Origin of the sequence: Nocardioides sp. (assembly GCF_035697785.1) — a bacterium.
GTDB lineage: Bacteria > Actinomycetota > Actinomycetes > Propionibacteriales > Nocardioidaceae > Nocardioides_B.
The window spans coordinates 22,418-45,969 of the sequence record NZ_DASSCL010000165.1 but is presented as its reverse complement, the minus strand read 5'-3'; the positions used below and the strand labels follow the sequence as shown (position 1 = coordinate 45,969).

The 23,552-nt window shown below is 71.4% G+C and carries 20 protein-coding genes; 6 read left to right on the top strand and 14 right to left on the bottom strand.

Going from position 1 to position 23,552, the window contains the following annotated elements:
* The first annotated feature begins 21 nt into the window (after window positions 1-21).
* On the top strand, window positions 22-1,074 hold the full coding sequence (locus VFH10_RS17200) for a winged helix DNA-binding domain-containing protein (protein ID WP_325130771.1): 1,053 nt from the start codon (window positions 22-24) through the stop codon (window positions 1,072-1,074).
* A 75-nt stretch (window positions 1,075-1,149) separates the two neighbouring features.
* Here the strand turns inward: VFH10_RS17200 and VFH10_RS17195 are convergent, their stop codons facing one another.
* From VFH10_RS17195 to hrcA, 3 genes are all read right to left on the bottom strand, one after another.
* Window positions 1,150-1,890: a 16S rRNA (uracil(1498)-N(3))-methyltransferase gene (locus VFH10_RS17195; protein ID WP_325130769.1), complete on the bottom strand. Its 741-nt coding sequence runs from the start codon at window positions 1,888-1,890 to the stop codon at window positions 1,150-1,152.
* Entirely contained in the window at window positions 1,887-3,074 is a 1,188-nt protein-coding gene (gene dnaJ, locus VFH10_RS17190) for a molecular chaperone DnaJ (protein ID WP_325130767.1), read from the bottom strand. Before dnaJ ends, VFH10_RS17195 begins: the two co-directional genes overlap by 4 nt.
* 61 nt (window positions 3,075-3,135) lie before the next feature.
* Window positions 3,136-4,158, bottom strand: a complete 1,023-nt coding sequence (gene hrcA, locus VFH10_RS17185) for a heat-inducible transcriptional repressor HrcA (RefSeq protein ID WP_325130765.1) — start codon at window positions 4,156-4,158, stop codon at window positions 3,136-3,138.
* A gap of 110 nt (window positions 4,159-4,268) precedes the next feature.
* On the opposite strand from hrcA, the gene VFH10_RS17180 reads away from it, so the two are divergent.
* The gene (locus VFH10_RS17180) at window positions 4,269-5,171 is read left to right on the top strand and encodes an MBL fold metallo-hydrolase (RefSeq protein WP_325130763.1); all 903 of its coding nucleotides are present in this window, start codon (window positions 4,269-4,271) and stop codon (window positions 5,169-5,171) included.
* A gap of 6 nt (window positions 5,172-5,177) precedes the next feature.
* Here the strand turns inward: VFH10_RS17180 and VFH10_RS17175 are convergent, their stop codons facing one another.
* Both VFH10_RS17175 and VFH10_RS17170 read right to left on the bottom strand, forming a co-directional pair.
* Window positions 5,178-5,687, bottom strand: coding sequence for a DUF1707 domain-containing protein (locus VFH10_RS17175; RefSeq protein ID WP_325130761.1), 510 nt, complete (start codon window positions 5,685-5,687; stop codon window positions 5,178-5,180).
* Entirely contained in the window at window positions 5,684-6,319 is a 636-nt protein-coding gene (locus VFH10_RS17170; RefSeq protein WP_325130759.1) for a PadR family transcriptional regulator, read from the bottom strand. Before VFH10_RS17170 ends, VFH10_RS17175 begins: the two co-directional genes overlap by 4 nt.
* A gap of 199 nt (window positions 6,320-6,518) precedes the next feature.
* On the opposite strand from VFH10_RS17170, the gene VFH10_RS17165 reads away from it, so the two are divergent.
* Together VFH10_RS17165 and VFH10_RS17160 are read left to right on the top strand one after the other, a co-directional pair.
* Window positions 6,519-7,379 carry a DUF3097 domain-containing protein gene (locus tag VFH10_RS17165; RefSeq protein WP_325130757.1) on the top strand — a complete coding sequence of 287 codons (861 nt, stop codon included), beginning with the start codon at window positions 6,519-6,521 and terminating at the stop codon, window positions 7,377-7,379.
* Window positions 7,376-7,798, top strand: coding sequence for a DUF4870 domain-containing protein (locus tag VFH10_RS17160; RefSeq protein ID WP_325130755.1), 423 nt, complete (start codon window positions 7,376-7,378; stop codon window positions 7,796-7,798). The genes VFH10_RS17165 and VFH10_RS17160 overlap by 4 nt, the downstream gene beginning before the upstream one ends.
* A 6-nt stretch (window positions 7,799-7,804) precedes the next feature.
* Here VFH10_RS17160 and hemW read toward each other — a convergent pair whose 3' ends face one another.
* The 9 genes from hemW to VFH10_RS17115 all read right to left on the bottom strand — a co-directional run bounded on the left by hemW (window position 7,805) and on the right by VFH10_RS17115 (window position 22,062).
* Window positions 7,805-9,028 carry a radical SAM family heme chaperone HemW gene (gene hemW / locus VFH10_RS17155; RefSeq protein WP_325130754.1) on the bottom strand — a complete coding sequence of 408 codons (1,224 nt, stop codon included), beginning with the start codon at window positions 9,026-9,028 and terminating at the stop codon, window positions 7,805-7,807.
* 28 nt (window positions 9,029-9,056) lie between these two features.
* The gene (locus tag VFH10_RS17150; protein ID WP_325130752.1) at window positions 9,057-12,554 is read right to left on the bottom strand and encodes an adenylate/guanylate cyclase domain-containing protein; all 3,498 of its coding nucleotides are present in this window, start codon (window positions 12,552-12,554) and stop codon (window positions 9,057-9,059) included.
* Window positions 12,555-12,570: 16 nt separating this feature from the next.
* Window positions 12,571-14,274 carry an MFS transporter gene (locus VFH10_RS17145; RefSeq protein ID WP_325130750.1) on the bottom strand — a complete coding sequence of 568 codons (1,704 nt, stop codon included), beginning with the start codon at window positions 14,272-14,274 and terminating at the stop codon, window positions 12,571-12,573.
* Between the two features lie 160 nt (window positions 14,275-14,434).
* A complete protein-coding gene (locus VFH10_RS17140) occupies window positions 14,435-16,273 on the bottom strand; it encodes a long-chain fatty acid--CoA ligase (protein WP_325130748.1) in 1,839 nt (612 codons plus the stop codon).
* Between the two features lie 107 nt (window positions 16,274-16,380).
* Window positions 16,381-17,091, bottom strand: a complete 711-nt coding sequence (locus tag VFH10_RS17135) for an MOSC domain-containing protein (RefSeq protein WP_325130746.1) — start codon at window positions 17,089-17,091, stop codon at window positions 16,381-16,383.
* 95 nt (window positions 17,092-17,186) lie between these two features.
* Entirely contained in the window at window positions 17,187-18,125 is a 939-nt protein-coding gene (locus tag VFH10_RS17130) for an aminoglycoside phosphotransferase family protein (RefSeq protein WP_325130743.1), read from the bottom strand.
* Between the two features lie 114 nt (window positions 18,126-18,239).
* Complete coding sequence (gene lepA, locus VFH10_RS17125) at window positions 18,240-20,105, bottom strand: translation elongation factor 4 (RefSeq protein WP_325130850.1); 1,866 nt, start codon at window positions 20,103-20,105, stop codon at window positions 18,240-18,242.
* A 122-nt stretch (window positions 20,106-20,227) separates the two neighbouring features.
* Window positions 20,228-21,223 (bottom strand): dTDP-glucose 4,6-dehydratase, encoded by a 996-nt coding sequence (rfbB, locus tag VFH10_RS17120; protein ID WP_325130741.1) that lies wholly within the window; start codon window positions 21,221-21,223, stop codon window positions 20,228-20,230.
* Between the two features lie 62 nt (window positions 21,224-21,285).
* Window positions 21,286-22,062, bottom strand: a complete 777-nt coding sequence (locus tag VFH10_RS17115; protein ID WP_325130739.1) for a GntR family transcriptional regulator — start codon at window positions 22,060-22,062, stop codon at window positions 21,286-21,288.
* A 51-nt stretch (window positions 22,063-22,113) separates the two neighbouring features.
* Between VFH10_RS17115 and VFH10_RS17110 the strand changes: the two genes are divergently transcribed.
* A complete protein-coding gene (locus VFH10_RS17110; RefSeq protein WP_325130737.1) occupies window positions 22,114-23,076 on the top strand; it encodes a hypothetical protein in 963 nt (320 codons plus the stop codon).
* 149 nt (window positions 23,077-23,225) lie between these two features.
* Window positions 23,226-23,486, top strand: coding sequence for a 30S ribosomal protein S20 (rpsT, locus tag VFH10_RS17105; RefSeq protein WP_325130735.1), 261 nt, complete (start codon window positions 23,226-23,228; stop codon window positions 23,484-23,486).
* Window positions 23,487-23,552: the final 66 nt, after the last annotated feature.

The window sequence follows — 23,552 nt, the reverse complement described above, 5'->3', positions numbered from 1 at the left end:
GGCTCGCCTAGGCTGGCCCCCGTGCCCGGCGGTCTGACTCTTCGTGACCTCAACCGCACCCTGCTCGCACGCCAGCACCTGCTCTCGCGTACGACGACGCCGGCACTCGCCATGGTCGAGCACCTCGTCGGCCTGCAGGCGCAGGAGAACCTGCCGCCGTACCTGTCGCTCGCCGCCCGCATCGACGACTTCGACCCGTCGGAGCTGTCGGGCGCCCTCGAGCGCGGCGACGCGGTCCGGCTGCTCACCATGCGCGGCACCATCCACGTGCTGACGCCCGACGACGCCCTCGCCCTGCGGCCCTGGGTGCAGCCCGCTCTCGACCAGGTCAGCAAGAGCAACCAGATGAACAAGCCGGCCCGACACGTCCCGGTCGAGGACATCGTCGCGGAGACGCGACGGTTGCTCGCCGCGGGACCGCTGCCGGTCAAGGAGCTCGGTGAACGGCTGGCCGGCGCCTTCCCCGACGCACCGGCCGCCGCCCTCGCCCACCTGGCCCGCGAACGAGCACCCCTCGTGCAGCTGCCGCCACGCGGCCTCTGGCGCGGATCGGGCGGTGTCGTCTACCAGACCGTCGAGAACCACCTCGGCCGGCCGACCGTCGAGGTCGACGTCCGCGAGCTGGTGCGGCGCTACCTCCGTGCGTTCGGCCCGGCCACGGCCGCGGACATGACGGTCTGGTCGCGGGTGACCCGGCTCGGCCCGGTGTTCGCGTCGATGGCAGACGAGCTCGAGGTGGTGGAGACCGACCGCGGCAAGCGGCTGTACGACGTACCGGGGGCACCGATCCTCGACGGGTCGGCACCCGCACCGGTCCGACTGCTCGGCGCCTACGACAACGTGTGGCTCTCCCACGTCGACCGGGACCGGATCGTCCCGCCGGAGGTCCGCGGCCGCTGGATGGGCACCAACGGCGGCGTCGGCAACACTGTCTTCGTCGACGGGTTCATGGCCGGCCTGTGGTGGTGGCGCGACGACCGGGTCGTGCTCGACGTGTTCAAGAAGCTGTCGAGGTCCGAGCGGCGCGGGCTCGACGAAGAGGTGGACCGCGTCACCGCGCTGCTGATGTCCTGAGAGCCGACGCGCGGCGATGAGTCACGGATGCAGAGACACGCCGTCCAGGAGCCTGAAGTTCTGACCCCTCGCCGGTCAGCGCCAGCGGGGGGTGCGGGACAGCAGGGCGGCGGTGGCGGCGACGCCGGCGGTGGAGGTGCGCAGCACGGAGCGGCCGAGGCGGACCGGTTCGGCGCCGACGGCGGCGAACGCGGCGAGCTCCTCGTCGGCGATGCCGCCCTCGGGGCCCACCACGATGACGATCTCGGCCTGCCCCGGCACGGGAAGGTCGGCCAGCGGTCCGGACGCGGCCTCGTGCAGCACCACCGGGACCGACGCCCCGCGCAGCAGCTCGACCACCTCGTCGGTGCCGGCCATGTCGGTGACCTCGGGGAACCACGCGCGACGCGCCTGCTTGGCCGCCTCGCGGGCGGTGCTGCGCCACTTGGCAAGTGACTTGGCGGCCCGGTCGCCGCGCCACACCGCGACCGAGCGCGCGGCCGCCCACGGCACGATCACGTCGGCGCCCACCTCGGTCAGCATCTCGACGGCGAGCTCCCCGCGGTCCCCCTTCGGGATCGCCTGCACGACGGTCACCCGGGGGTTCTCACCCTCGAGGTAGGCCGAGCCCTCGACGTCCAGGGTCAGGCTGGTCCTCGCGGCGGCGGTGACCGTCCCCTGCACCGTCGTACCCCGGCCGTCGGTCAGGGCGATGCGCTCGCCGACCCTGATCCGCTTCACCACCACCGCATGCCTGGCCTCGTCGCCGTCGAGCGTCAAGGACTCGTGCAGCGCGACTCCGGCCACCGCGGGGTGGACGAAGACCGGCAGGCTCATCGCTGGTTGAACGCGTCGCGGAAGCGGCTGAACACCGACTTCGGCGCGGCGTGCACCTGCCCGTCGGGAGCCTCCTCCTGGCGCAGCGCGGCGAGCTCGCGGAGCAGCTCCTCCTGGCGCTCGTCGAGGCGCGTGGGCGTCTCCACCACCACGCGTACGACGATGTCGCCGCGCCCGCTCCCGCGCAGGGCCGGTACGCCGAGGCCACCGATCACGATCTCGGTGCCCGACTGGGTGCCGGTGCGGATCTCGAGCTCGACGGTCGTCTCCAGCTCGGTGGCCTCGTCGTCGTCGGAGACGAGGTCCGCCTCGAGCAGCGGCAGGTCGAGGGTGGTGCCGAGGGCCGCGGCCGTCATCGGCACGGTGACCGTGCAGTGCAGGTCGTGGCCCTGCCGGACGAACACCGGGTGGTCGGCGACGTGGATCTCGACGTACAGGTCGCCGGCCGGGCCGCCGCCGGGACCGACCTCGCCCTGACCGGACAGCTGCACCCGGGTGCCGGTGTCGACGCCGGCCGGGATCTTCACGTTGAGGTTGCGGCGCGAGCGGACCCGCCCGTCGCCGGAGCACTCGCGGCACGGCTCGGGGATGATCGTGCCGTAGCCGCGGCAGGCCGCACAGGGACGCATCGTGCGGATCTCGCCGAGGAACGAGCGCTGTTGGTGCACGGTCTCCCCGCGCCCGTGACAGGTCTCGCACTGCTTCGGCGACGACCCCGGGGCGGCGCCGCTGCCCTGGCACAGCGAGCACAGCACGGCGGTGTCGACCTTCAGCTCCCGCGTCGTGCCGAACGCCGCCTCGGCGAGGTCCACGTCGAGGCGGATCAGCGCGTCCTGACCCCGGCGTACCCGCGGCCGCGGCCCGCGCCCGCCACCGGCGGCGCCACCCGCGGCACCACCGAAGAAGGCGTCCATGATGTCGGTGAACGAGAACCCTGCGCCCGCGCCCGCGAACCCGCCGCCGGCGCCGTTGAACGGGTCTCCGCCGAGGTCGTACATCCGGCGCTTCTCGGGGTCGGAGAGCACCTCGTAGGCCCGGGTGACGTCCTTGAACCGCTCCTGGGTCTCCGGGTCGGGATTGACGTCGGGGTGCAGCTGTCGGGCCAGCCGGCGGTAGGCCTTCTTGATCGTGTCGCCGTCCGCGTCACGGGATACCCCGAGGGTTTCGTACAGGTCCTGGCTCACGTGGGTCTCTCAGCTCGGTTGCGTCTCGTTTGCGTCCGCCGTCCGGTTCCGTGCGGGGCGGTCATCCTTCGTCGAGGATCCGGCTGACGTAGCGCGCCACCGCGCGCACGGCCGCCATGGATCCCGGGTAGTCCATCCGGGTCGGGCCGACGATGCCCAACGATGCCAGCGCCTCGTCACCCGGGCCGTAGCCGGTCGCGACCACGGACGTGGCCGCCAGCTCCTCGTAGGGTCCCTCGTGCCCGATCCGCACCGTCAGGGTCGACGGCGACGTGGCCTCGCCGAGCAGTCGCAGCAGCACGACGTGCTCCTCCAGCGCCTCCAGCATCGGCCGGATGCTGGTGTCGAACCCGTCGCCGAACCGGGCGAGGTTGGCGGTGCCGCCGACCAGCACGCGCTCGTCGGAGCGGTGGTCGCTCATCGCCTCCACCAGCGAGGCGACCAACGCCGCGATCGGCGCCCGGCTGTCCTGCTCGAACTCGTCGGGCAGCTGCACCAGCTTGTCGGCGGCGTCGGCCAGCCGCTCCCCGAGCGTGGCCCGGTTGACCTTGGTGCGGATCTCGGCGACCGCCTCGTCGGACAGCGGCTCGGGCAGCTCGACCACCCGCTGCTCGACCCGTCCGGTGGACAGGATCAGCACAAGCAGCAGCCGGGAGCCGCCCAGCGGGACGACCTCGACGTGCCGCACGGTGGAGCGCGACAGCGTCGGGTACTGCACGACGGCGACCTGCCGGGTCAGCTGAGCGAGCAGCCGGACGCTGCGCTGCACGACGTCGTCGAGGTCGACGGCGCCCTCGAGCAGCGTGGTGATCGCCCGCTTCTCGGCCGCCGACAGCGGCTTGACGGTGCTCAGCCGGTCGACGAACAACCGGTAGCCCTTGTCGGTGGGGATCCGACCCGCGCTGGTGTGCGGCTGGGTGATGAACCCCTCCTCCTCCAGCGCGGCCATGTCGTTGCGCACGGTGGCCGGGCTCACGCCGAGCTGGTGCCGGTCGACGAGGGCCTTGGAGCCGACCGGCTCCTGGGTCGCGACGTAGTCCTCGACGATCGCGCGCAGCACGTTGAGCTTGCGGTCCTCGACCATGCCGGCACCTCCTCGATCGCCCTGGCACTCACTGGATTCGAGTGCCAAGCCTACCCGCCGCCCCGGGTGACCGCCGAGTCGTGACCCGCGCCGGCACGTACGGTGACCCCATGCCCGAGGTGCCCCGTTCGATCCGCCACGACGCCGGCTTCGTCGAGGTCGCCGACCGCTGCTGGGTGGCGCGCTTCGAGTTCCTCGACGTCAACGTGGGTCTCGTCGGCGGTGACCACGGGCTGCTCGTCGTCGACACGCACGCCTCGGAGGTGGCGGCCCGTCGGGTCGTCGAGCAGGTCCGCGCGCTCGGCGTCGGCGACGTGGTGGCGGTCGCGAACACCCATAAGCACTTCGACCACACCTTCGGCAACGTGGTCTTCCTCGAGGAGTACGCCGGGGCGGGCGGTCCGCCGGTGTACGCCCACGACTCGGTGCCCGACGACCTCGCCCGATCCGCCCCCGCCCTGCAGCAGGAGGCCCGCGACGACGACAGCCGTCCCGAGCACGCCGACGTCGCTGCCACCCGGGTGGTCGCGCCCACGCACACGTTCTCCTCCGCGCGAGCCGTCGACCTCGGCGACCGGCTGGTCGAGCTGGTGCACCCCGGCCGCGGCCATACAGCAGGCGACGTCGTCGCGCGCGTCCCGGACGCCGACGTGATGTTCGCCGGCGACCTCGTCGAGGAGTCCGCCCTGCGGTCCGGCGTGCCCGGCTTCGGCGACGACTGCTTCCCGATGGAGTGGCCCTCGGCGCTCGACCTGGTGATCCAGATGCTCGGCGAGGACGCGGTCGTGGTCCCCGGCCACGGGCTGCCGGTCAGCAAGGACTTCGTGCAGGAGCAGCGCAGCGCCGTCGGAGTGGTCGCCGAGACGATCCGCGACCTCGCGAGCCGCGGCGTACCGGTCGGCGACGCCCTCGACGCCGCCGACTGGCCGTACCCCAAGGAGGAGCTTCGCCACGCGGTCGCCCGCGGCTACGCGCAGCTGCCCCGCTCCGCGCGCTCCCTGCCCCTGCTCTGACGCGGGTCAGCGGCTCCCGCGCGTCCGGGACGTCGAGCCGCACGCGTCCCAGGCGGAGCCGTGACCGCTCCAGGCCGAACCGCGTCGGTGCAGCTTCGCGAACCACAGCGCGCCCAGCCCGATGAAGATCAGCCACGGCGTGCCGAACAGGATCGACAGCCCGATGAGCACGAGGAACAGCGGCATGAACGGCATGCGGAAGCCGGGCCGACGCCCGGGACCTGCCGGAGGCCGCGGCTGCCCGCCGGTCGCACCGAACCCGGCTGCTGCGAACCCCGGTGCGCCGAACCGCGGCACGCCCGTGCGGGGCGTCGCCGCGAACGGGTGCGGGCCCGGCAGGTCCACGAACAGCGGTCGCAGCGCCGAGGCGGTCCGGGCCTTGAAGGCCACCGACGCGCGCTCGTCGTACTCGTCCTTGGTCAGCCGTCCCGCGGCGTAGTGCTCGCCCAGCGAGGCGACCGCGGCCTCGCGCTCCTCGTCGCTGATCCGCAGCTCCGGCCGCCCGGGAGTGCTCATTCCGTGTCTCCCTCCGCGAGCAGGCCGTAGAGGCGGCGCCGGGCGTCGGCGAGGATCTCGGCCGCCTCCGCCTGCTGCTGCTTGGTGCCGGTCGTCACGACCTGCCACACCGCGCTCATCGTCTGGCCGATGACCGGCTTGAGGTCGGGACCGCCGTCGGCCCCCTCGGCCTCCGCCGCATCGTCGAACGCTCGCCAGGTGGCGGCGAGCTCGTCGGGGTGCTCCTCGACGTAGGCCCGGCCCGCATCGGTCAGCGTGAGCAGCCGCCGGCCGTCGCTGGCGGTGCCCTCGACGAGACCCTCGTCCTCGAGCTGCTGGACGGTCGGGTACACCGAGCCGGGGCTCGGCTTCCACGCGCCGCCGCTGCGCTCGGCGATCTGCTGGATGATCTGGTAGCCGTTCATCGGCTCGGTGGCGAGCACGTCCAGGATCGCCGCGCGGACGTCACCGCGGCGCACCCGCGGCCCCCGGGTGGCGGTGCCACCCGACTGCGCCAGGCCGATCAGTCCCTGCAGCCAGGGCGGCGGCCCGGACCCCCACGGCGCACCGCGCCCGTGGGAGCCGTGCGGCCCCCGACCCGGCCGACCCGCGCGCGGGTCGTCCCAAGGCATGTCCCATGGACTGCGTCCCATGTGGACCCCTCCTTCGCACGTCGGTTGAAGCGTCGAGTCGCGAGCCAGTCGCGATAGTCCGACGATATATCGCGACTGTTACGCCCGCAAGGACTTTTCGTGACCGGGATCTCATCGCCCAGTGGATCGCCCAGTGGATCGCACAGCGGGTACGGCGCGCCACCGGGCGGTGCTCGCGGCACCGCCCTACGGTGGCCCGATGCCTCCCGTGGACCGCTACGGCACCGACGTCCTCAACACCGACTGGCGTGCCCCGAGGCGGGGCCGCGCCGTGGAGATCTCGGCCGACAAGGGGCTGGTGGTCGAGGAGGTCACCACCGACTGGTGCGGCGAGATCGTCGCGGTCGAGCGCGACCTGATGACCGTCACCCTCGAGGACCGGCGCGGCAAGCGACGCACGTTCCCGCTCGGCGCGGGCTTCCTGCTCGAGGGCGTCCCGGTGATCCTCACCCCACCTACGCGCAAGGGACCGGCGGCGAGGACGCGAACCGCCTCGGGATCGGTCGCCGTGCCCGGCACCAGGGCCCGGGTCGCCCGCGCGAGCCGGATCTTCGTCGAGGGTCGGCACGACGCCGAGCTGGTCGAGAAGGTCTGGGGTGACGACCTCCGGCTCGAGGGCGTCGTCGTGGAGTACCTCGAGGGCGTCGACGACCTCGCCGAGCAGCTCCGGGACTTCCGGCCCGGCCCGGAGCGCCGCGTCGGCGTGCTCGTCGACCACCTGGTGGCCGGCTCGAAGGAGAGCCGCATCGCGGCGTCGGTGGCCAGCAGCCCCGTGGGCCGGCACGTGCTCGTCGTCGGGCACCCGTTCGTCGACATCTGGCAGGCGGTGAAACCCGAGCGCCTCGGGATCAAGGCCTGGCCGACCATCCCGCGCAACATCGAGTGGAAGAAGGGCGTCTGCCAGAAGCTCGGCTGGCCGCACCGCGACCAGGCCGACATCGCCCGGGCCTGGAAGCACATCCTCGGCAGGGTGTCGTCGTACGCCGATCTCGAGCCCGCCCTGCTGGGTAGGGTTGAGGAGCTGATCGACTTCGTGACCGCACCACAGGAGGCACCATGAGCTACCCGCCCGGCGCTCCCCCGCCGCCTCCCGCGGGCGCCCCCCAACCGGGCTACGGCGGCGTGCCGACCTCCGAGGAGCGCAACTGGGCCCTGGCCGCACACGTCGGCACGTTCGTGGCCGCGTGGTTCGCGATGGGCTTCATCGCCCCGCTGGTCATCATGCTGGTCAAGGGCAACGACTCGGCCTACGTGCGCAAGCACGCGGTCGAGTCCCTGAACTTCCAGATCACGCTACTGATCTACATCGTGGTCGGCTTCGTCATCACCCTGGTGACCTTCGGACTCGGTGCCCTCGTCGTCGTACCCGTCGCGATCGTGGTCGCGGTCTTCGCGCTGGTCGTGATCATCATGGCGACGGTCAAGGCGGCCAACGGTGAGCAGTACCGCTACCCGCTCTGCCTGCGCCTGGTCAGCTGAGGCCGGTCAGGGCAGCAGGTCGCGCACCACGGCATCGGCGAGCAGCCGACCGCGCATGGTGAGCACGAGCGGGTCGCCCGGCTCCACCAGCCCGCGACCGACGAGCTCCGGGACCGTCGTGCGGCCGGCGTCGTCGAGCACCTCGGCCGGCAGACCGCTGCGCAGCCGGGTCTCGAGCAGCACCCGTTCGACCCGCCGGGTCTCGTCGTCGAGGGTCTCGCGAGCCTGGGCCGCGCTCACGCCCCGGCCGATACGGGCGGCGTACGCCGTGGGGTGCTTGACGTTCCACCAACGCACCCCGCCGACGTGCGAGTGCGCCCCGGGGCCGACGCCCCACCAGTCCGACCCGGTCCAGTAGCCGACGTTGTGCCGGCAGGCGCTCGCCGGCCGCCGGGCCCAGTTGGACACCTCGTACCAGTCGAGCCCCGCGGCCCGAAGCGCCTCGTCCGCGGCGACGTACTTGTCGGCCAGGTCGTCGTCGTCGGGCATCGGCACCTCCCCGCGGCGGACCTGCCGGGCCAGCGCGGTGCCCTCCTCGACGATGAGGGCGTATGCCGAGACGTGGTCCGGGGCGCAGGCCAGCGCGGCGTCGAGGGAGGCCCGCCAGTCCGCCGCCGCCTCCCCCGGCGTCCCGTAGATCAGGTCGAGGCTGACCTCCTCGAAGCCGGCCTCCCGCGCCCAGGCCACCACCTGTGGCACTCGGCGCGGGTCGTGGGTGCGGTCCAGGACCGAGAGCACGTGCGGCATCGCGGACTGCATGCCAAAGGAGATCCGGTTGAACCCACCCTCGCGCAGCGCCGCCAGGGCGGCCCGGTCGACGGAGTCCGGGTTGGACTCAGTGGTGACCTCGACGTCGTCGGTGAACCCGAACTCGGCGTCGATCGTCGCCAGGATCCGCACCAGGTCGGCCGGCGGGAGCAGCGTGGGTGTGCCGCCGCCGAGGAACACCGTGGATACCGGCACGTCGGCCGTGCCGAGCACGGACCGGGCGAACCGGATCTCGGCGATCGCCGCGTCGGCGTACGTGGCCTGCGAGGCCCCGGGTGCGTCACCGGCGCGGCCGAGCTCGGTCGCGGTGTAGGTGTTGAAGTCGCAGTAGCCGCACCGCACCGAGCAGAACGGCACGTGCACGTAGACCCCCAGCGGGCGCTGTCCGAGGGTGGCGAGAGCCGCCGCCGGTAGCGACCCGTCGACGGGGGCGGGATCACCCTCGGGAAGCACGGACGGCACGGACCCATTCTCTCAGGCGTACCCGTGCTCAGCTCGACGCAGGCTGTCTCTCCCCCAGCTGAGCCACGAACGCCACCGCGCCCAGCTCGGTGAGCACCGCCCGGGCTCCCTCGAGCAGCACGGCGCCCTCGTCGGCCCGGCCTCGGCCGGCGAGCCAGGCACCGAGCTCCCCTTCGGCGCGGGCTTGGTAGTGCCGCGACCCCCACTCGGCGAACCCTACGATCGCCTCGCGGAGCAGCGCCTCGACAACCTCCGGGTCGACACCACGTGCCCGCAGGCCGGCGAACCTGGTCCGGTGGGTCCGGATCGCCGCGGGGACGAGCACCTTGGCCGCACCCGAGTCGACGATCTCGAGCAGCGTCTCGACCGTGGTCGCGTCGTCTCGGGCCATCGCCAGCTCGACTGCAACCGGCCACATGTGCACGAAGTCGTCGGACATGCCCGACAGCTCGTGCATCGTGTCGACGGCCGCGACCGCGAAGCCGAGTGCGGCCTTCAGGTCACCTCGCGACTGCGCCTCGGCGGCGTGGGCGAAGGCGACCCACGCGGTGTCGGACGGGTCGTCGCTCTCCGGTGCCGCACCCTCGCCCCACGGCACCGGAGCCTCGTGGCCGCGGGTGGCCGTGAGGTAGCCGTTCAGCGCCGCATGGATCGTGCGGTCGACGACCGCAGTGCCTTGCGCATGTGCCAGGCGTTCGTCGAGCTCGGCCCACCGTCCCGCGGCAAACAGCGCAAGGTCCAGGTTCGCCCCTGCGTAGCTCTGCCACATCGCGACCCCGGCGCGCCCGGCAACCTCTACCGCCTCGGCCCCCACCTCGACCGCCTTGTCGAGGTCGACCAGGTTGTACTCCACGGTGAGGTTGGACAGACAGCGAGCCAGCGCGACCGGGTAGTGGTGTGTGCGCGCAAGGTCGGCCGCGGACGACATCAGCGTCCGCGCCGTCACCGGTGAGCCCAGCACGCTGTACGAAAGGCTGAGTGCGGTCAACGCGTCGGCGAGCTCTTCCTTGTCGCCGATCCGCTCGGCGATCTGTAGTCGACGGTCCACGACGTCGCGACGCTCGTCGCCGAACCGTGCGGACGCCTGGCACAACACCTTGCCGATCGACAGCAGGGCCAGGTCGGCTCCCGGTACGTCGAGCAGGGCCTGCCACCGAGGCTCCAGGAGTGCGCAGGCGCCGGCATTGTCGCCGTCCAAGGTCAGTGCGGCACCATGGGCGGCGGCGGCCGTGCCCGCGGACACGGCATCCTCCAGAACGTCGAAGGCCTCGACTGCCGCGACGGCGTGGGGGACCGTCTCGGCGTACTCACCGGCGTCCACGAGTGCCCACGCGACCGCGGACTCGAGCCGCGCCCGCAGTGCGGGGTCGTGAGCCCGTTCGAGTGCGGCCAGCAGGTGTCCCGCCGACTCGGTCAGCCCACCGAGCGAGCGCGCCCTCGCTGCCGCTCGTTCGAGGTGCAGAATCGCGTGGGCTTCCAGGTCGGGGACATCCGGCTCGGAAGGCAGCGCCTCGACTGCGTCGAGGTAGTGCTGCGCGATGATCGGGGCCAGGTCGCCGGACGCGTCGGTGACCGCTTCGGTCTGGGCCGCGACGGCCAGGTGCGCCGCGCGACGGTCCCGGCGGGACAACGTGGCGTACGCGACCTGTCGTACGACGGTCTGCACGAACTGGTAGTTGCCGAAGTCGGCGCTGAGGCGGCTCGCCATCTGGCTGAGGATCTGCAAGCGGACCAGTCCGGCCAACGCCGCGTCCACGTCGGCGAGCCCGTGGAGCGTGCCACAGAGATCCACGATCTGGTCGCGGGAGAACACGTTGCCCACAACGCTCGCCAGGTCGACCAGCCGTCGTTGCTCGGGGGCGAGCGCATCGAGCCGGGCGGAGATCAGAGCGTGCAGCGAGGCCGGCGCGCTGATCGAGTCCAGGTCCAGGGTGTCCGCGTCCGCCAGCACGTACTGTCCGCCGCGGGGAATGACCAGGTCGCGGTCGATCAGCGAACGCACCGTCTCGACGGCGAAGAGCGGGACCCCCTCGGACCGAGCCACCAACGACTCCCGGACCTGGACGGGCAGTCCCACGACCAGGCCGTCGAGAAGGACGCCGACGTGGTCGTCGCTCAGCGCCGCCAGATGGCTGACGGCGGAGCGGCGGTTGGTCGCCAGCGTCGGATGGGCCTCGAGCAGACCGGGCCTGGTGAGCAGGAAGATGAAGCACGGGAACGTCGCGACGTTGAGCAGATGCTCCACGAACTGGAGCAGCCCGTCGTCGGCGTGCTGGGCGTCGTCGATGACCAGGACCACGGGCAGCTCGTCGCCACCGACGCGCTGGAAGAAGGCCGTCCAGGCGCTGAACAGGTCCTCGCGAGGGAAGGTCCCGACCGAGCCGATCCCCAGCAGGGCACCGAGTCTCGGGCGGAGCCAGGTGCGCTCGGTCTCGTCCGGGACGTAGAGGTCGAGCCCCTCGTCCAGGAGCTGGCCCGGATCCTCGTTCGCGACGTCTGAGTCCGGGTCCACGGCGCGCAGCCGTCCGCGGACCGCTTCGGCCAGGGCGAAGAACGCGACGCCCTCCCCGTAGGCGACGCACCTGCCGCTGTGCCAGCGAACGGTGCCGCTGAGCCCGTCGACGTACTTCTCGTACTCCCACGCGATCCGGGACTTGCCGACACCGGGCTCGCCCACCATCACCAGCAACGTGGGTCTTTGCGTCTCCTCGACAGAGTGGAACAGCTCCTTGACCAGCCTCAGCTCCCGCTCCCGGCCGACCAGGGGCGCCTCGAGCCCGTCGGCTCGCTGCGCTCCGCCGACGGCGGCGACCACGGCCCGCACCGACCACAGCGGCACCGGGTCGACCTTTCCCTTCAGTGGGTGGCTGCCCACGTCGAGGTAGGTGATCGCGGCCGAGGTCAGCAGCCGGGTGGTCTCGTCGACCCACACCTGACCCGGCGCCGCGGCCGACTGGACCCGCGCCGCGGTGTTGACCGCGTCGCCGGCCACCATGCCCTGCTGCTCCGCGCCGATGGTGACCGCGACCTCGCCGGTCACGATCCCGACCCGCATGTCCAGGCCCGGGACCGCCAGCTCCTCGCCCATCGTCGCGACGACGTTCACGAGCTCGAGCCCCGCTCGCACGGCCCTTTCGGCGTCGTCCTCGTGAGCCGTCGGGACGCCCCACACGGCCATCACCGCGTCGCCGATGAACTTCTCCACGGTGCCGCCGTACCGGACGATGATCTGCCGGCACTCGTCGAAGTAGCGGGTCAGCAGCTCGCGGGTCTCCTCGTGGTCGCGCACCTCGGACAACGCGGTGAACCCGACGAGGTCCCCGAACAGCACGCTGGTGACCCGTCGGGCGGCGACCGGCTGGACCCCGGCGGGCGCCGACGACGTCTGCGCGGCCCCGCAGCTCATGCAGAAGCGGGCGCCCTGGACCAGCGGGCTGCCGCACGAGGAGCAGGGGGGCGGACCCTGGGTGGTGCCGCAGCTGTAGCAGAAGCGGGCACCCTCGGGGAGGTCGACGGAGCAGCTCACGCACGCGGCCATCTCGCTACACCGCCAACCGTCGGGTGATCACGTTGTCGGCAGCGACACGCGCCTCGCGGTGCCCGCTCACCGCCCGGAGGAAGTCCTCACGGGCGAGGGCCTGCACGACGGTGGGCTCGAGCGCCGTGATCGTCGCGGTGCGGGGGACGTTGCGCAGCAGACCGATCTCTCCGAAGTACTCCCCCGGCCCCTCGTGCCTGAGCACCCGGCCCTGCTGCGTGACCTCGACCAGCCCGCTCTCGATGACGTAGAACAGGTCGGACTCCGCACCCTCACGCAGCAGCACCTCGCCGGCGACGAACCTCAGCTCGGTGAGCCGGCGTGCCACTGACTCGAGCGCACCCGGCGCCAACGGCGCGAAGATGTCGATGCTGCGGAGCAGGGGCAGCCTGTCGGGTTCCTGGAGCCTCAAGTCGAGCCGACGCATCTCCGGGAGGCCGAGCACGACCGCAGCCACCACGGGGACCGCGATCGCCAGCATGGCCCACCGGAGGTCCAGCCACTCGATGAGGAACGGCATCACCAGGGCACCGAGAGCCATCGTCGAGATGAAGCAGGCCTCGAGTGCGCCGAAGACCCGGCCCAGCACCTCGTCGGGAGTGATCCTTTGGACGATCGTGTCGAGGTTCACGTCGACCAGAGGGTTGCCCAGGCCAAGCAGCGCCATCGCGGCGAAGCAGGTGACCGGGCTCGGCTGCACCGTGACCAGGAGCAGCGGAAGCGACCAGAGCCCGACCCCGACCGCGAGGTCGGTGGCGAGGCGGCCGCGTGAGGCCCGGCCGATCGCCAGCACACCGCCCACGATCGACCCGATGCCGAAGACGGAGTCGAGGAAGCCGACGCCTCGCGCACCGGTGCCGAGCACGTCGGCCGCCATCACGACCACGAAGACCGCTGACGCCCCCGCCACCACGGTCTGGACGCACGCGGCGGCCGTCACGACCAGGAGACCGCGGTCCGCGCCGATGGTCCGGAAGCCGGCCGACGTCTCGGCCAGGAACCCGGGCGATGGCGGTTTCTCCGCGCCAGGGTCCACGTCGTCGGCACCGGGCTCACCGCGCGCCGGCAGGCGGACGCCCGCGACGAGCGCCATCGACCACACGAACGTGGCCACGTTGACCAGGAAGACGACCTGGACGGTGGTGAACCCGAGCAGCAGCGCACCGAGCGCGGGTCCGGCAAAGAACGCCAGCGCATCGATCGTGCTCGCTGTGCCGTTCGCCGCGGTGAGCTCCTCCGGCCGGTCGGCCAGCGCCGGCAGCATCGCGCGCTGGGCGACCAGGAACGGCGTACTCAGCAGCGACGTCAACGTCGCCAGCACGTAGACCGGCGCTGCGGGCGTGTCCAGGTACAGGCACAGGGCGGCAGCCGCCACGAGTAGCGCGCGGCCGAGGTCTGCCAGGATCATCAGCCGCTTGCGGGGCATCCTGTCCGCGAGGGCAGCGCCGAACGGCGCGCACACGGCCATCAGGAGGTACCGAATGGCCATCCAGATCCCCACGGCCTTGGCGCCCCCCTCGCCGTACGCCCAGACCGCGACTGCCGTGGCGTAGGCCCAGTCCCCGATCGCCGACCCGACGAAGGCAAGCTCGATCCGGCGGAGGTTGCGGTTGGCGAACACGGAGACGATGGAGTCGCGGGTCTCGCGCAGCATCCCGCGGCGCGAAGGCTCCTCGGCCTGCGCAGCGGGCTCGGTCACCTCGGCCATGAGCCCCCCACTGGACGTCCGTGCCCGAGCGACCCCACCCACGGTAGACCCAACCCGCCGGCTTGTCCTTTACTCGGACGCCGACGCACCGATGTCGGTAGCCCGACGGTGACGCAGGGGTCACGCCGGGACTACCGACATCGGAAGTGGTGCAGTGGCGTCAGGCGTACAGCGCGTCGATGCGCTGCTTGTAGTTCTCCTCGACGACGTTGCGCTTGACCTTCATCGAGGGGGTGAGCTCACCGGACTCGACGGTCAGGTCGTGGTCGAGCAGCTCCCACTTCTTGATCGTCTCCCACCGGTTGAGGTGCGAGTTGAGCTCGTCGACGTAACCGCCGACCATCGCCTGGACCTTGTCGGACTGGACGATGTCGGTGTACGACGCGCCCTCCATGTCGTTCTCGGCCGCCCAGGTGGTCATCGCGTCGGGGTCGAGCGTGATCAGGGCGATGCAGAAGTTGCGCTCGCTGCCGAACACCAGGAACTGGCTGGCGTACGGGCAGACCGCCTTGAACTTCGACTCGATCGCGGACGGCGCGATGTACTTGCCGCCCGAGGTCTTGAAGAGGTCCTTGATCCGGCCGGTGATCGTGAGGAATCCGTCGGCGTCGAGGGTGCCCTTGTCGCCGGTGCGCAGCCAGCCGTCGTCGGTGAGCGACGACGCGGTCTCCTCGGGCAGGTTGTGGTAGCCGTCCATGACACCGGGGCCCTTGATCAGGACCTCGTCGTTCTCGCCGACCTTGACCTCGCTGCCGGGGAAGACCAGCCCGACGCTGCCGAACTTGTAGTCGTCGGGGTGGTTGACGAACGACCCGGCCGAGGACTCGGTGAGCCCGTAGCCCTCGAGGATGAGCACGCCGGCGGCGTGGAACCACTCGGCGATGTCACGGTTGAGGGCCGCGGCGCCGGAGATGAAGAACCGCACCCGGCCGCCGAAGCGGTCCCGGATCTTGCTGAACACGAGCTTGTCGAACAGCGCGTGCTGCTTGGCCAGCAGGAACGGGACCGGCTTGCCCTCGCGCTTGAGGCGGTCCACCTGGAGGCCGACCTTGAACGCCTGGTTGAAGATCTTCTCCTTCAGCCCGCCCTCGGAGGCCTGCATCGTGACGATCCGGCCGTGGGCCTTCTCGAAGATGCGCGGGGCGGCACCCATGAACGTCGGGCGTACGACGGCGAGGTTGTCGATGATCTTCTCGACGCGGCCGTCGACGGCCGTGGCGAAGCCGCAGGCCAGCTGGGTGGACAGCAGCACCTTCCCGAACGAGTGCGCCATCGGCAGCCAGAGGAACTGGAGGTCGTCCTCGTGGAGGATGTCCTGGGCCTGGATCGCGGCGCCCTCGTAGGTCCAGGAGCTGTGCCGCAGCCGGACGCCCTTGGGGCGGCCGGTGGTGCCGGAGGTGTAGATGAGGGTGGCCAGCGCGTCGGGCTGGATCTTGGCGATCGCCTCGTCGACGGCGGTCGGGTTGGCGTCGAGCAGCTGCTGGCCGGCCTTCTCGAGGTCGTCCATGGTGATCGTCCAGTCGCCGTCTGCGACCGCCGACCCCGAGCCGGGCTCGAACACGACGACCTTGGCGAGGTGGGGCAGCTCGGACTTGTGCTCGCGGAGCTTGGCGACCTGGGTGTCGTCCTCGGCGAACACGACGCGGCACTCGGAGTCGGCCAGGATGTAGGAGACGTCCTCGGAGATGGTGCTCGGGTAGACGGTGGTGGTCGCGGCGCCGGCGGACATGATCGCGAGGTCGGCCAGGATCCACTCGATGCGGGTGCCGGACGCGATGCCCACCCGCTGCTCGGGCTCGATGCCGAGCGACAGCAGGCCCGCGGCCAGCCGGGTCACGCGGTCACCGGTCTCGCCCCAGGTGATCGACTCCCAGCCCTCGCCCTTCGGGTATCGGAAGGCCTCACGGTGCGAGCTGGCCGTGACCCGCTCCTTGAACTGCACGGCTACGTTGGCCGGCCGGTTCTCGATGAACGACAGGTCGTGTTGCTCGGGGGACACGCTTGATCGACTCCCTGTTCTCTGCGGGGTCGCACACATGACCGGACCCGCGGCGGACTGGATGCCCACAACCTAGATCACCGCACTTACCGCTGGGTAGGTATCCCTCACAAATGGCCGCGAACCGGCACCGAATCGAGACCCGGTTGGCCCGCGGACGCCGCTCTCTCGCAGGCGGACACGTACGCCGCGGCCTCTCGCCGAGCCTGCGGGTCGATGCGGTCCAGACCGGCAAGGCGCGGCAGCAGCGACCGCTCGGTGGTGAGCGCCCGGAACATCGTCGACACCGTGACGTCGTGGTCCGGCCGGTGCTCGACGACGAGGGCGTCACCCGCGGCCAGCGTGCCGGACTCCAGGACCCGGAGGTACGGACCGGGCCGGCCGGCCGCGGCGAAGCGCCTCACCCACCGGGCGTCGTCGTACCCGCTGACGCCGAGCCAGTTCTTGAACACCGAGCACGGGGTCCGCACCGACACCACCTCCAGCAGCACGGTCCCGATCCGCCACCGCTCCCCCATCAGCGCCTCGTTGACGTCGATGCCGACCGTCGTGAGGTTCTCCCCGAAGAGACCGGGCGGGATCGGCCGGCCGAGCTGCCCGGCCCAATGGTCGAGGTCCTCGCGTGCGAAGGCGTAGACCGCCTGGTAGGTGCCGCCGTGGTGCTTGGTGTCGGCGATCTCGTCACCGTTCAGCCCGAGCTCGCCGACCCGGACCGGGCCGTCGACCGGGTGCTTGTCGATGGCGGTACGCCGCACGTAGCCGGCCCATGCCTCGTCGCGGGCCAGCCCCACGTTCACGGAGGCGACACGACCACTCATGTCGCGATCCTGTCAGCCGACCCCACCGCGGCCACAACCGATATCGGTAGTCCGACCGTGGTCCATGGGTCACGGTCGGACTACCGATATCGGTGTCAGTCCTGCACGGCCTTCGCCACCGCCAGGCACATGGTGACCCAGGCCCGCTGCTCGGCGTCGAGGTCCTGTCGGGCGCGCACAGCGTCCTGGACCGTCCAGTGCGCGTTGATCACCGACCGGACCACCACCCAGTCCCGTGCCCGGTCCTCGTCGAGCGCCGCATCGTCGACGAGGGTGTGGAACCGGCGTCGCACGGCGGTCCTCGGGTCCGGCGCGGCGAGCACCTCGTCCCAGCGATTCCACAGCATCGGCGCCGGCTCGTAGTGCGGGTCGCCGGACATCGGCTTCGGGTCGATCACCACCCAGGTGCCGTCGTCGTCCGCGAGCACGTTCTCGTAGTGCAGGTCGCCGTGCACGACCACGCCCGTGGATGCCGGGTCGGCCACGAGGTCACGCCCCCGCGACAGCGCCTGGCCGACCATGCGGCGCGGCAGCGGGACGTCCGGCCCCGCCGCCTCCAGGTCGTCCAGCCACGTCCCGACGTACGACGTGAGGTGGCGCAGCTGCGGCATCGCGGGGGTGTGCACCTCGGCGTACAGACCGGCCACCACGGCACATGCCTCGAGCTCCGGCACCGTCGTCAGGTCCCGTCGGGTCAGCCGCTCGAGCAGCAGCGCCCTGCGGCCCGGGTCGGCGCGCAGCAGCCGCACGGTCCGGCGCCCCGACCAGTGCTGCAGGGCGAGCCCCTCGTGCGCTCCCTCGTCGTCGCCGTCGAAGCTCACCTTGAGCACGGCGCGCCCGCCCGCTGACGTGTGGACCGGCAGCACCGCGGAGCAGAACCCGTGCCAGACCTCGGCACCGTCTCGGCTCAGCTCCCACTCGTCGAGGAGGTCGTGGATCCGGCGCGGCAGCGCGTCGAGCCAGTCGGCCCAGTCCGGCCCGAGCCCGGCCTGACGGGTCAGGCCCGGCGGGAGCTGCACCGGCGTCGGGGTCACCGCGCCATCCTGGCAGCGTGGGGCCAATCCCCTGGGTCCCCAGTGAATTGCCCGCTTCCCCCAGTGAACTCTCCACGGGAACCGGCAGATCGCCACGGGGAGTACGACGAGGGGCTACTTCTTGCCCTTCTCGCCGCGCTCGGTCGTGGAGAGCGCGGCGACGAACGCCTCTTGGGGGACCTCGACGCGGCCGACCATCTTCATGCGCTTCTTGCCCTCCTTCTGCTTCTCCAGCAGCTTGCGCTTCCGGGTGATGTCACCGCCGTAGCACTTGGCGAGCACGTCCTTGCGGATCGCGCGGATCGTCTCGCGGGCGATCACCCGGGCCCCGATGGCCGCCTGGATCGGCACCTCGAACTGCTGGCGCGGGATCAGCTCCCGCAGCTTGCCGGCGAGGGCGACGCCGTAGGAGTAGGCGTGGTCACGGTGCACGACCGCGCTGAAGGCGTCCACGGTCTCGCCCTGCAGCAGGATGTCGACCTTCACCAGGTCGGCCGCCTGGTCGCCGGTCGGCTCGTAGTCGAGGGAGGCGTAGCCCTTGGTGCGCGACTTCAGCTGGTCGAAGAAGTCGAAGACGATCTCGGCGAGCGGCAGCGTGTAGCGCATCTCGACGCGGTCCTCGGAGAGGTAGTCCATGCCCTGCAGCTGCCCGCGCTTGGACTGGCACAGCTCCATGATCACGCCGATGTAGTCGCTCGGGCTGAGGATCGTGGCCTTCACGACCGGCTCCCGGACCTCGGCGATCTTGCCGGCCGGGTACTCGCTCGGGTTGGTGACCGTGTGCGTGGTCCCGTCCTCCATGACGACCTCGTAGACCACGTTGGGCGCGGTCGAGATCAGCTCGAGGTTGAACTCCCGCTCGAGCCGCTCGCGCACGATCTCCATGTGCAGCAGGCCCAGGAAGCCGCACCGGAACCCGAAGCCCAGCGCCCCTGAGGTCTCGGGCTCGTAGGCCAGGGCGGCGTCGTTGAGCTGCAGCCGGTCGAGCGCGTCCCGCAGCGTCGGGTAGTCGTCACCGTCGATGGGGAACAGCCCGGCGAACACCATCGGGTTGGGGTGCTTGTAGCCGCCGAGGGCCTCGGTGGCGCCGTGGTTCTGGCTCGTGACGGTGTCACCGACCCGAGACTGCCGGACGTCCTTCACCCCGGTGATCAGGTAGCCGACCTCGCCGACGCCGAGGTCGCCGGCCTTGATCGGCTCGGGCGAGATCACACCGACCTCGAGCATCTCGTGGACCACGCCGGTCGACATCATCTTGATCCGGTCGCGGTGGCTGAGCTTGCCGTCGACCACCCGCACGTAGGTGACCACGCCGCGGTAGGTGTCGTAGACCGAGTCGAAGATGAGGGCCCGTGGCGGGGCATCGGGGTTGCCCACCGGCGGCGACGTCTGCGCGACGATCTCGTTGAGCAGCCGCTCGACGCCGTGGCCGGTCTTGGCGGACACCTGCAGTACGTCGGAGGGGTCGCAACCGATGATGTGCGCCAGCTCCGCGGCGTACTTCTCCGGCTGCGCCGACGGCAGGTCGATCTTGTTCAGCACCGGGACGATGTGCAGGTCGGCCCCGAGGGCGAGGTAGAGGTTCGCGAGCGTCTGCGCCTCGATCCCCTGCGCCGCGTCGACGAGCAGCACCGCGGTCTCGCACGCCTCGAGCGAGCGCGAGACCTCGTAGGTGAAGTCCACGTGGCCCGGCGTGTCGATCATGTTGAGGATGTAGGTCCCGGGCTCGGCGCCGGCCTCGTTGCCGGTCGGCACCGTCCACGGCATCCGAACCGCCTGGCTCTTGATCGTGATGCCGCGCTCGCGCTCGATGTCCATCCGGTCGAGGTACTGCGCCCGCGCACTGCGCTCGTCGACCACGCCCGTCAGCTGCAGCATCCGGTCGGCCAGCGTGGACTTGCCGTGGTCGATGTGCGCGATGATGCAGAAGTTGCGGATGATCGCGGGGTCGGTCTTGCCCGGCTGAGGGGCGTGCGACAGGGACACGGGCGGCTTTCTGGATCGTCGGTGGTTCGGCCGGACTCACGCGCTCGGGCGCGGACGGCCATTCTCCCCCACCGCGGGAGCCTCCGCGAATCCGAGGCGTGCCGCGGGGCGGCCGGTCAGCGCCCCAGGCGGGCGTACGTCGCCTCGGCCCGCTCCTTGGCCCCGCGCCAGAACTGCTCGTTCTCCCGGTACCAGGCGACGGTGGCCTCCAGGCCGGCGTCGATGTCCTGGTATTGCGGCTGCCAGCCGGTCTCGGCGCGCAACTTGGTCGCGTCGATCGCGTAGCGCAGGTCGTGGCCCGGCCGGTCGCTGACCAGGTCGTACCAGTCCGCCGGCCTGCCCATCAGCCGCAGCAGGGTCTCGACGATCTCTCGGTTGTTGCGCTCACCCTCGGCGCCGATCAGGTAGGTCTCGCCGAGCCGGCCCTGCTCGATGATCGTCACGACGGCGTCGTTGTGGTCGTCGACGTGGATCCAGTCGCGGACGTTGGTGCCTTGGCCGTAGAGCTTCGGCTTCACGCCGGTGAGGATGTTGGTGATCTGACGCGGGATGAACTTCTCCACGTGCTGGAACGGCCCGTAGTTGTTCGAGCAGTTCGAGAGCGTGGCCTGCACCTTGAACGAGCGCACCCAGGCGCGCACGAGCAGGTCGGCGGCGGCCTTGGTCGCCGAGTACGGGCTCGAGGGGTTGTACGGCGTCTGCTCGGTGAACTTCGCCGGGTCGTCGAGCTCGAGGTCGCCGTACACCTCGTCGGTGGAGACGTGGTGCAGCCGTACGCCGTGCCGGCGGACCGCCTCGAGCAGCTGGTAGGTGCCGATCACGTTGGTCTCGACGAACGGCCACGGGTTGTCCAGCGAGTTGTCGTTGTGCGACTCGGCGGCGAAGTGCACGACCACGTCGCTGTCCTTGACGAGCCGGTCGACGAGGTCGGCGTCGGCGACGCTGCCCTCCACCAGCTCCACCCGGTCGGAGACCGCGGCGAGGCTGTCGGCGTTGCCGGCGTAGGTCAGCGCGTCGAGCACCCGGACCTGCCAGTCGGGACGGGTCCTGGCCGTGCGGAGCACGAAGTTGGCGCCGATGAAGCCGGCACCTCCGGTCACGAGCACCTTCATGTGTTGTCTCCTCGCTGGTGGTGTTTTTGGTCGGGCGTGCGGGTGTGCATCTGGGGGTGCGATCAGAGGGTCGCGGTGGTGGCGGGCGTGCTGCGCAGCCCGGGCGGGTCGTCGGAGGTCCCGCCGGACCAGCCGCGGAACTCGACCTCGAGGCTGAACCGGTGCGCCAGGTAACGGTGGTCGCTGAGCGCCAGGGGACGACCGTCGGCGTCGAGTGCGATGCGTCGCACCAGCAGCAGGGCCGACCCCTCGGTCGTACCGAGCGCACGGGCGTCTTCGGCGGTGGCCACGGTCGCGGTCACGGTCTGGCGGACCACGTCGATCGAGTGACCCTGGCGCTGCAGGGTCGCCCAGATCCCGGTCTCCTGGGCGTCACGACGGCTGATGGCGCCCGCCAGCGAGGCCGGCACCCACTCCTGCACCAGGTCGAGGGGGGCGTCGTCGACCGAACGGACCGACGTGCTGGCAAGCACGTCCGACGCGTCGCCGAGAGCCAGCGCATCGGTGACGGCGGGCGGCGCGTCGACGAAGCCGAACTGCACGACCCGGCGTACGACGGACTTGCCGGCCGACTCGACCGCCGACTCGGCGTGCCGGAAGGTGCCGACGGCGAGCGCCTGGTGGAAGGTGCCGGCGGTGACGTACCAGCCGGCACCCGGGCGGCTCTCGACGAGCTGTTGCTCGCGGAGCTCGTGCAGCGCGCGGCGGACGGTGACCCGGCTGACGCCGAACCGCGCGCCGAGCGCCGCCTCGCTCTCCAGGGCGCCGCCGGCACCCACGTCGCCCAGGGCGATGCGCTCGCGCAGCTGCTGCGCCACGGTGGCGGCCCGACCTGTCATAGCCGCAGCATACAGGTCTGATACAGGTGTGCAACCGGTTGAATCCGCACCATGACCGGACCCCAGGACCTGGCCACCGTCGAGAACGTCCCGCACGGCCGGACCGCGCGGCGGCTCGAGTGGGCGCACCTGCCTCCCCCGGTGCGTCGCCTGGTGGAGGGCCGGCTGGGCTCTCCGGTGGCGCGGGCGGAGTCGCAGGGCAGCGGCTTCACGCCCGGATTCGCCTCCCGGCTGACCGGTGAGAACGGCTCCCGGATGTTCGTGAAGGCCGCGTCGAAGAAGGCGCAGCGGCAGTTCGCCGCGTCGTACGCCGAGGAGGTCCGCAAGCTCGCGCTGCTCCCGGCGGGACTGCCCGTGCCGCGGCTGCTCTGGTCCCACGAGGACGACATGTGGATCGTGCTCGGCTTCGAGTGCGTCGACGGCCGACCCCCCAAGCGGCCCTGGCGGCCGGCGGAGCTGACCGCCTGCCTCGACAGCCTCGCGGCGGTCGCCGAGGCGATGAACCCGCTGCCGGCCGGCTTCGACCTGAACCCCATGACCGAGGACCTGCCCGGACTGGTCACCGGCTGGGACCACATGCGCGAGCACCACCCCGACTGGCCGCACCTCGAGGACGCCGCGGCGCTGGCGGCGAGCTACGACTCCTTCCCCGGCAACGACGCGTTCGCGCACACCGACGCCCGTGACGACAACTTCCTGATCACGCCGGGGCGTCCGGCGATGCTGTGCGACTGGAACTGGCCGGCCCTCGGACCCGTGTGGCTCGACGCCGTCGACCTGCTGGTCTCGGCGTACGGCGACGGGCTCGACGCCGACGCGATCCTCGCCGTGCACCCTATGACCAGGGATGCCGACCCCGACCACGTCGACGCCTGGCTGGCGATGCTGGCCGGCTTCATGTTGACGGCCCGGGACCGGCCGGTCCCACCCAGCTCGCCGTACCTCCGCGTGCACAGCAACTGGTGGGCCGAGGCGACCTGGGCCTGGCTGTCGGCGCGTCGGGGCTGGGGCTGAGCGGCCGATTCGCCGAACCGGCTCGATTTGGGCGCCCATGCGCCCCGCTGGTAACGTTGGCGCTTGCGTGTCCGCCGGTGCTTCGAGCCCGCGGCCAGGCACCCGAACCATCTCCCCGTATCAGTCGAGACCCAGCAGAGGCTTGCCCAGTGGCGAACATCAAGTCCCAGATCAAGCGCAACCGACAGAACGACGCTGCGCACGAGCGCAACAAGTCCGTGAAGTCGGCGCTGAAGTCCGCCGTGCGCAAGTTCCGCGAGGCCGCCGAGGCGGGGGACAAGGAGAAGGCCACGCAGCTCGCCGCCGTCGCGTCGAGGAAGCTCGACAAGGCCGCCTCCGCGGGCGTCATCCACAAGAACCAGGCCGCCAACAAGAAGTCGGCCATCGGCAAGAAGGCCGCCTCGCTCTGACCTGAGCTGGCAACCGCCGCACCGACAAGGCGCCGCTCCCCTGTGGGAGCAGGCGCCTTTTCGTTT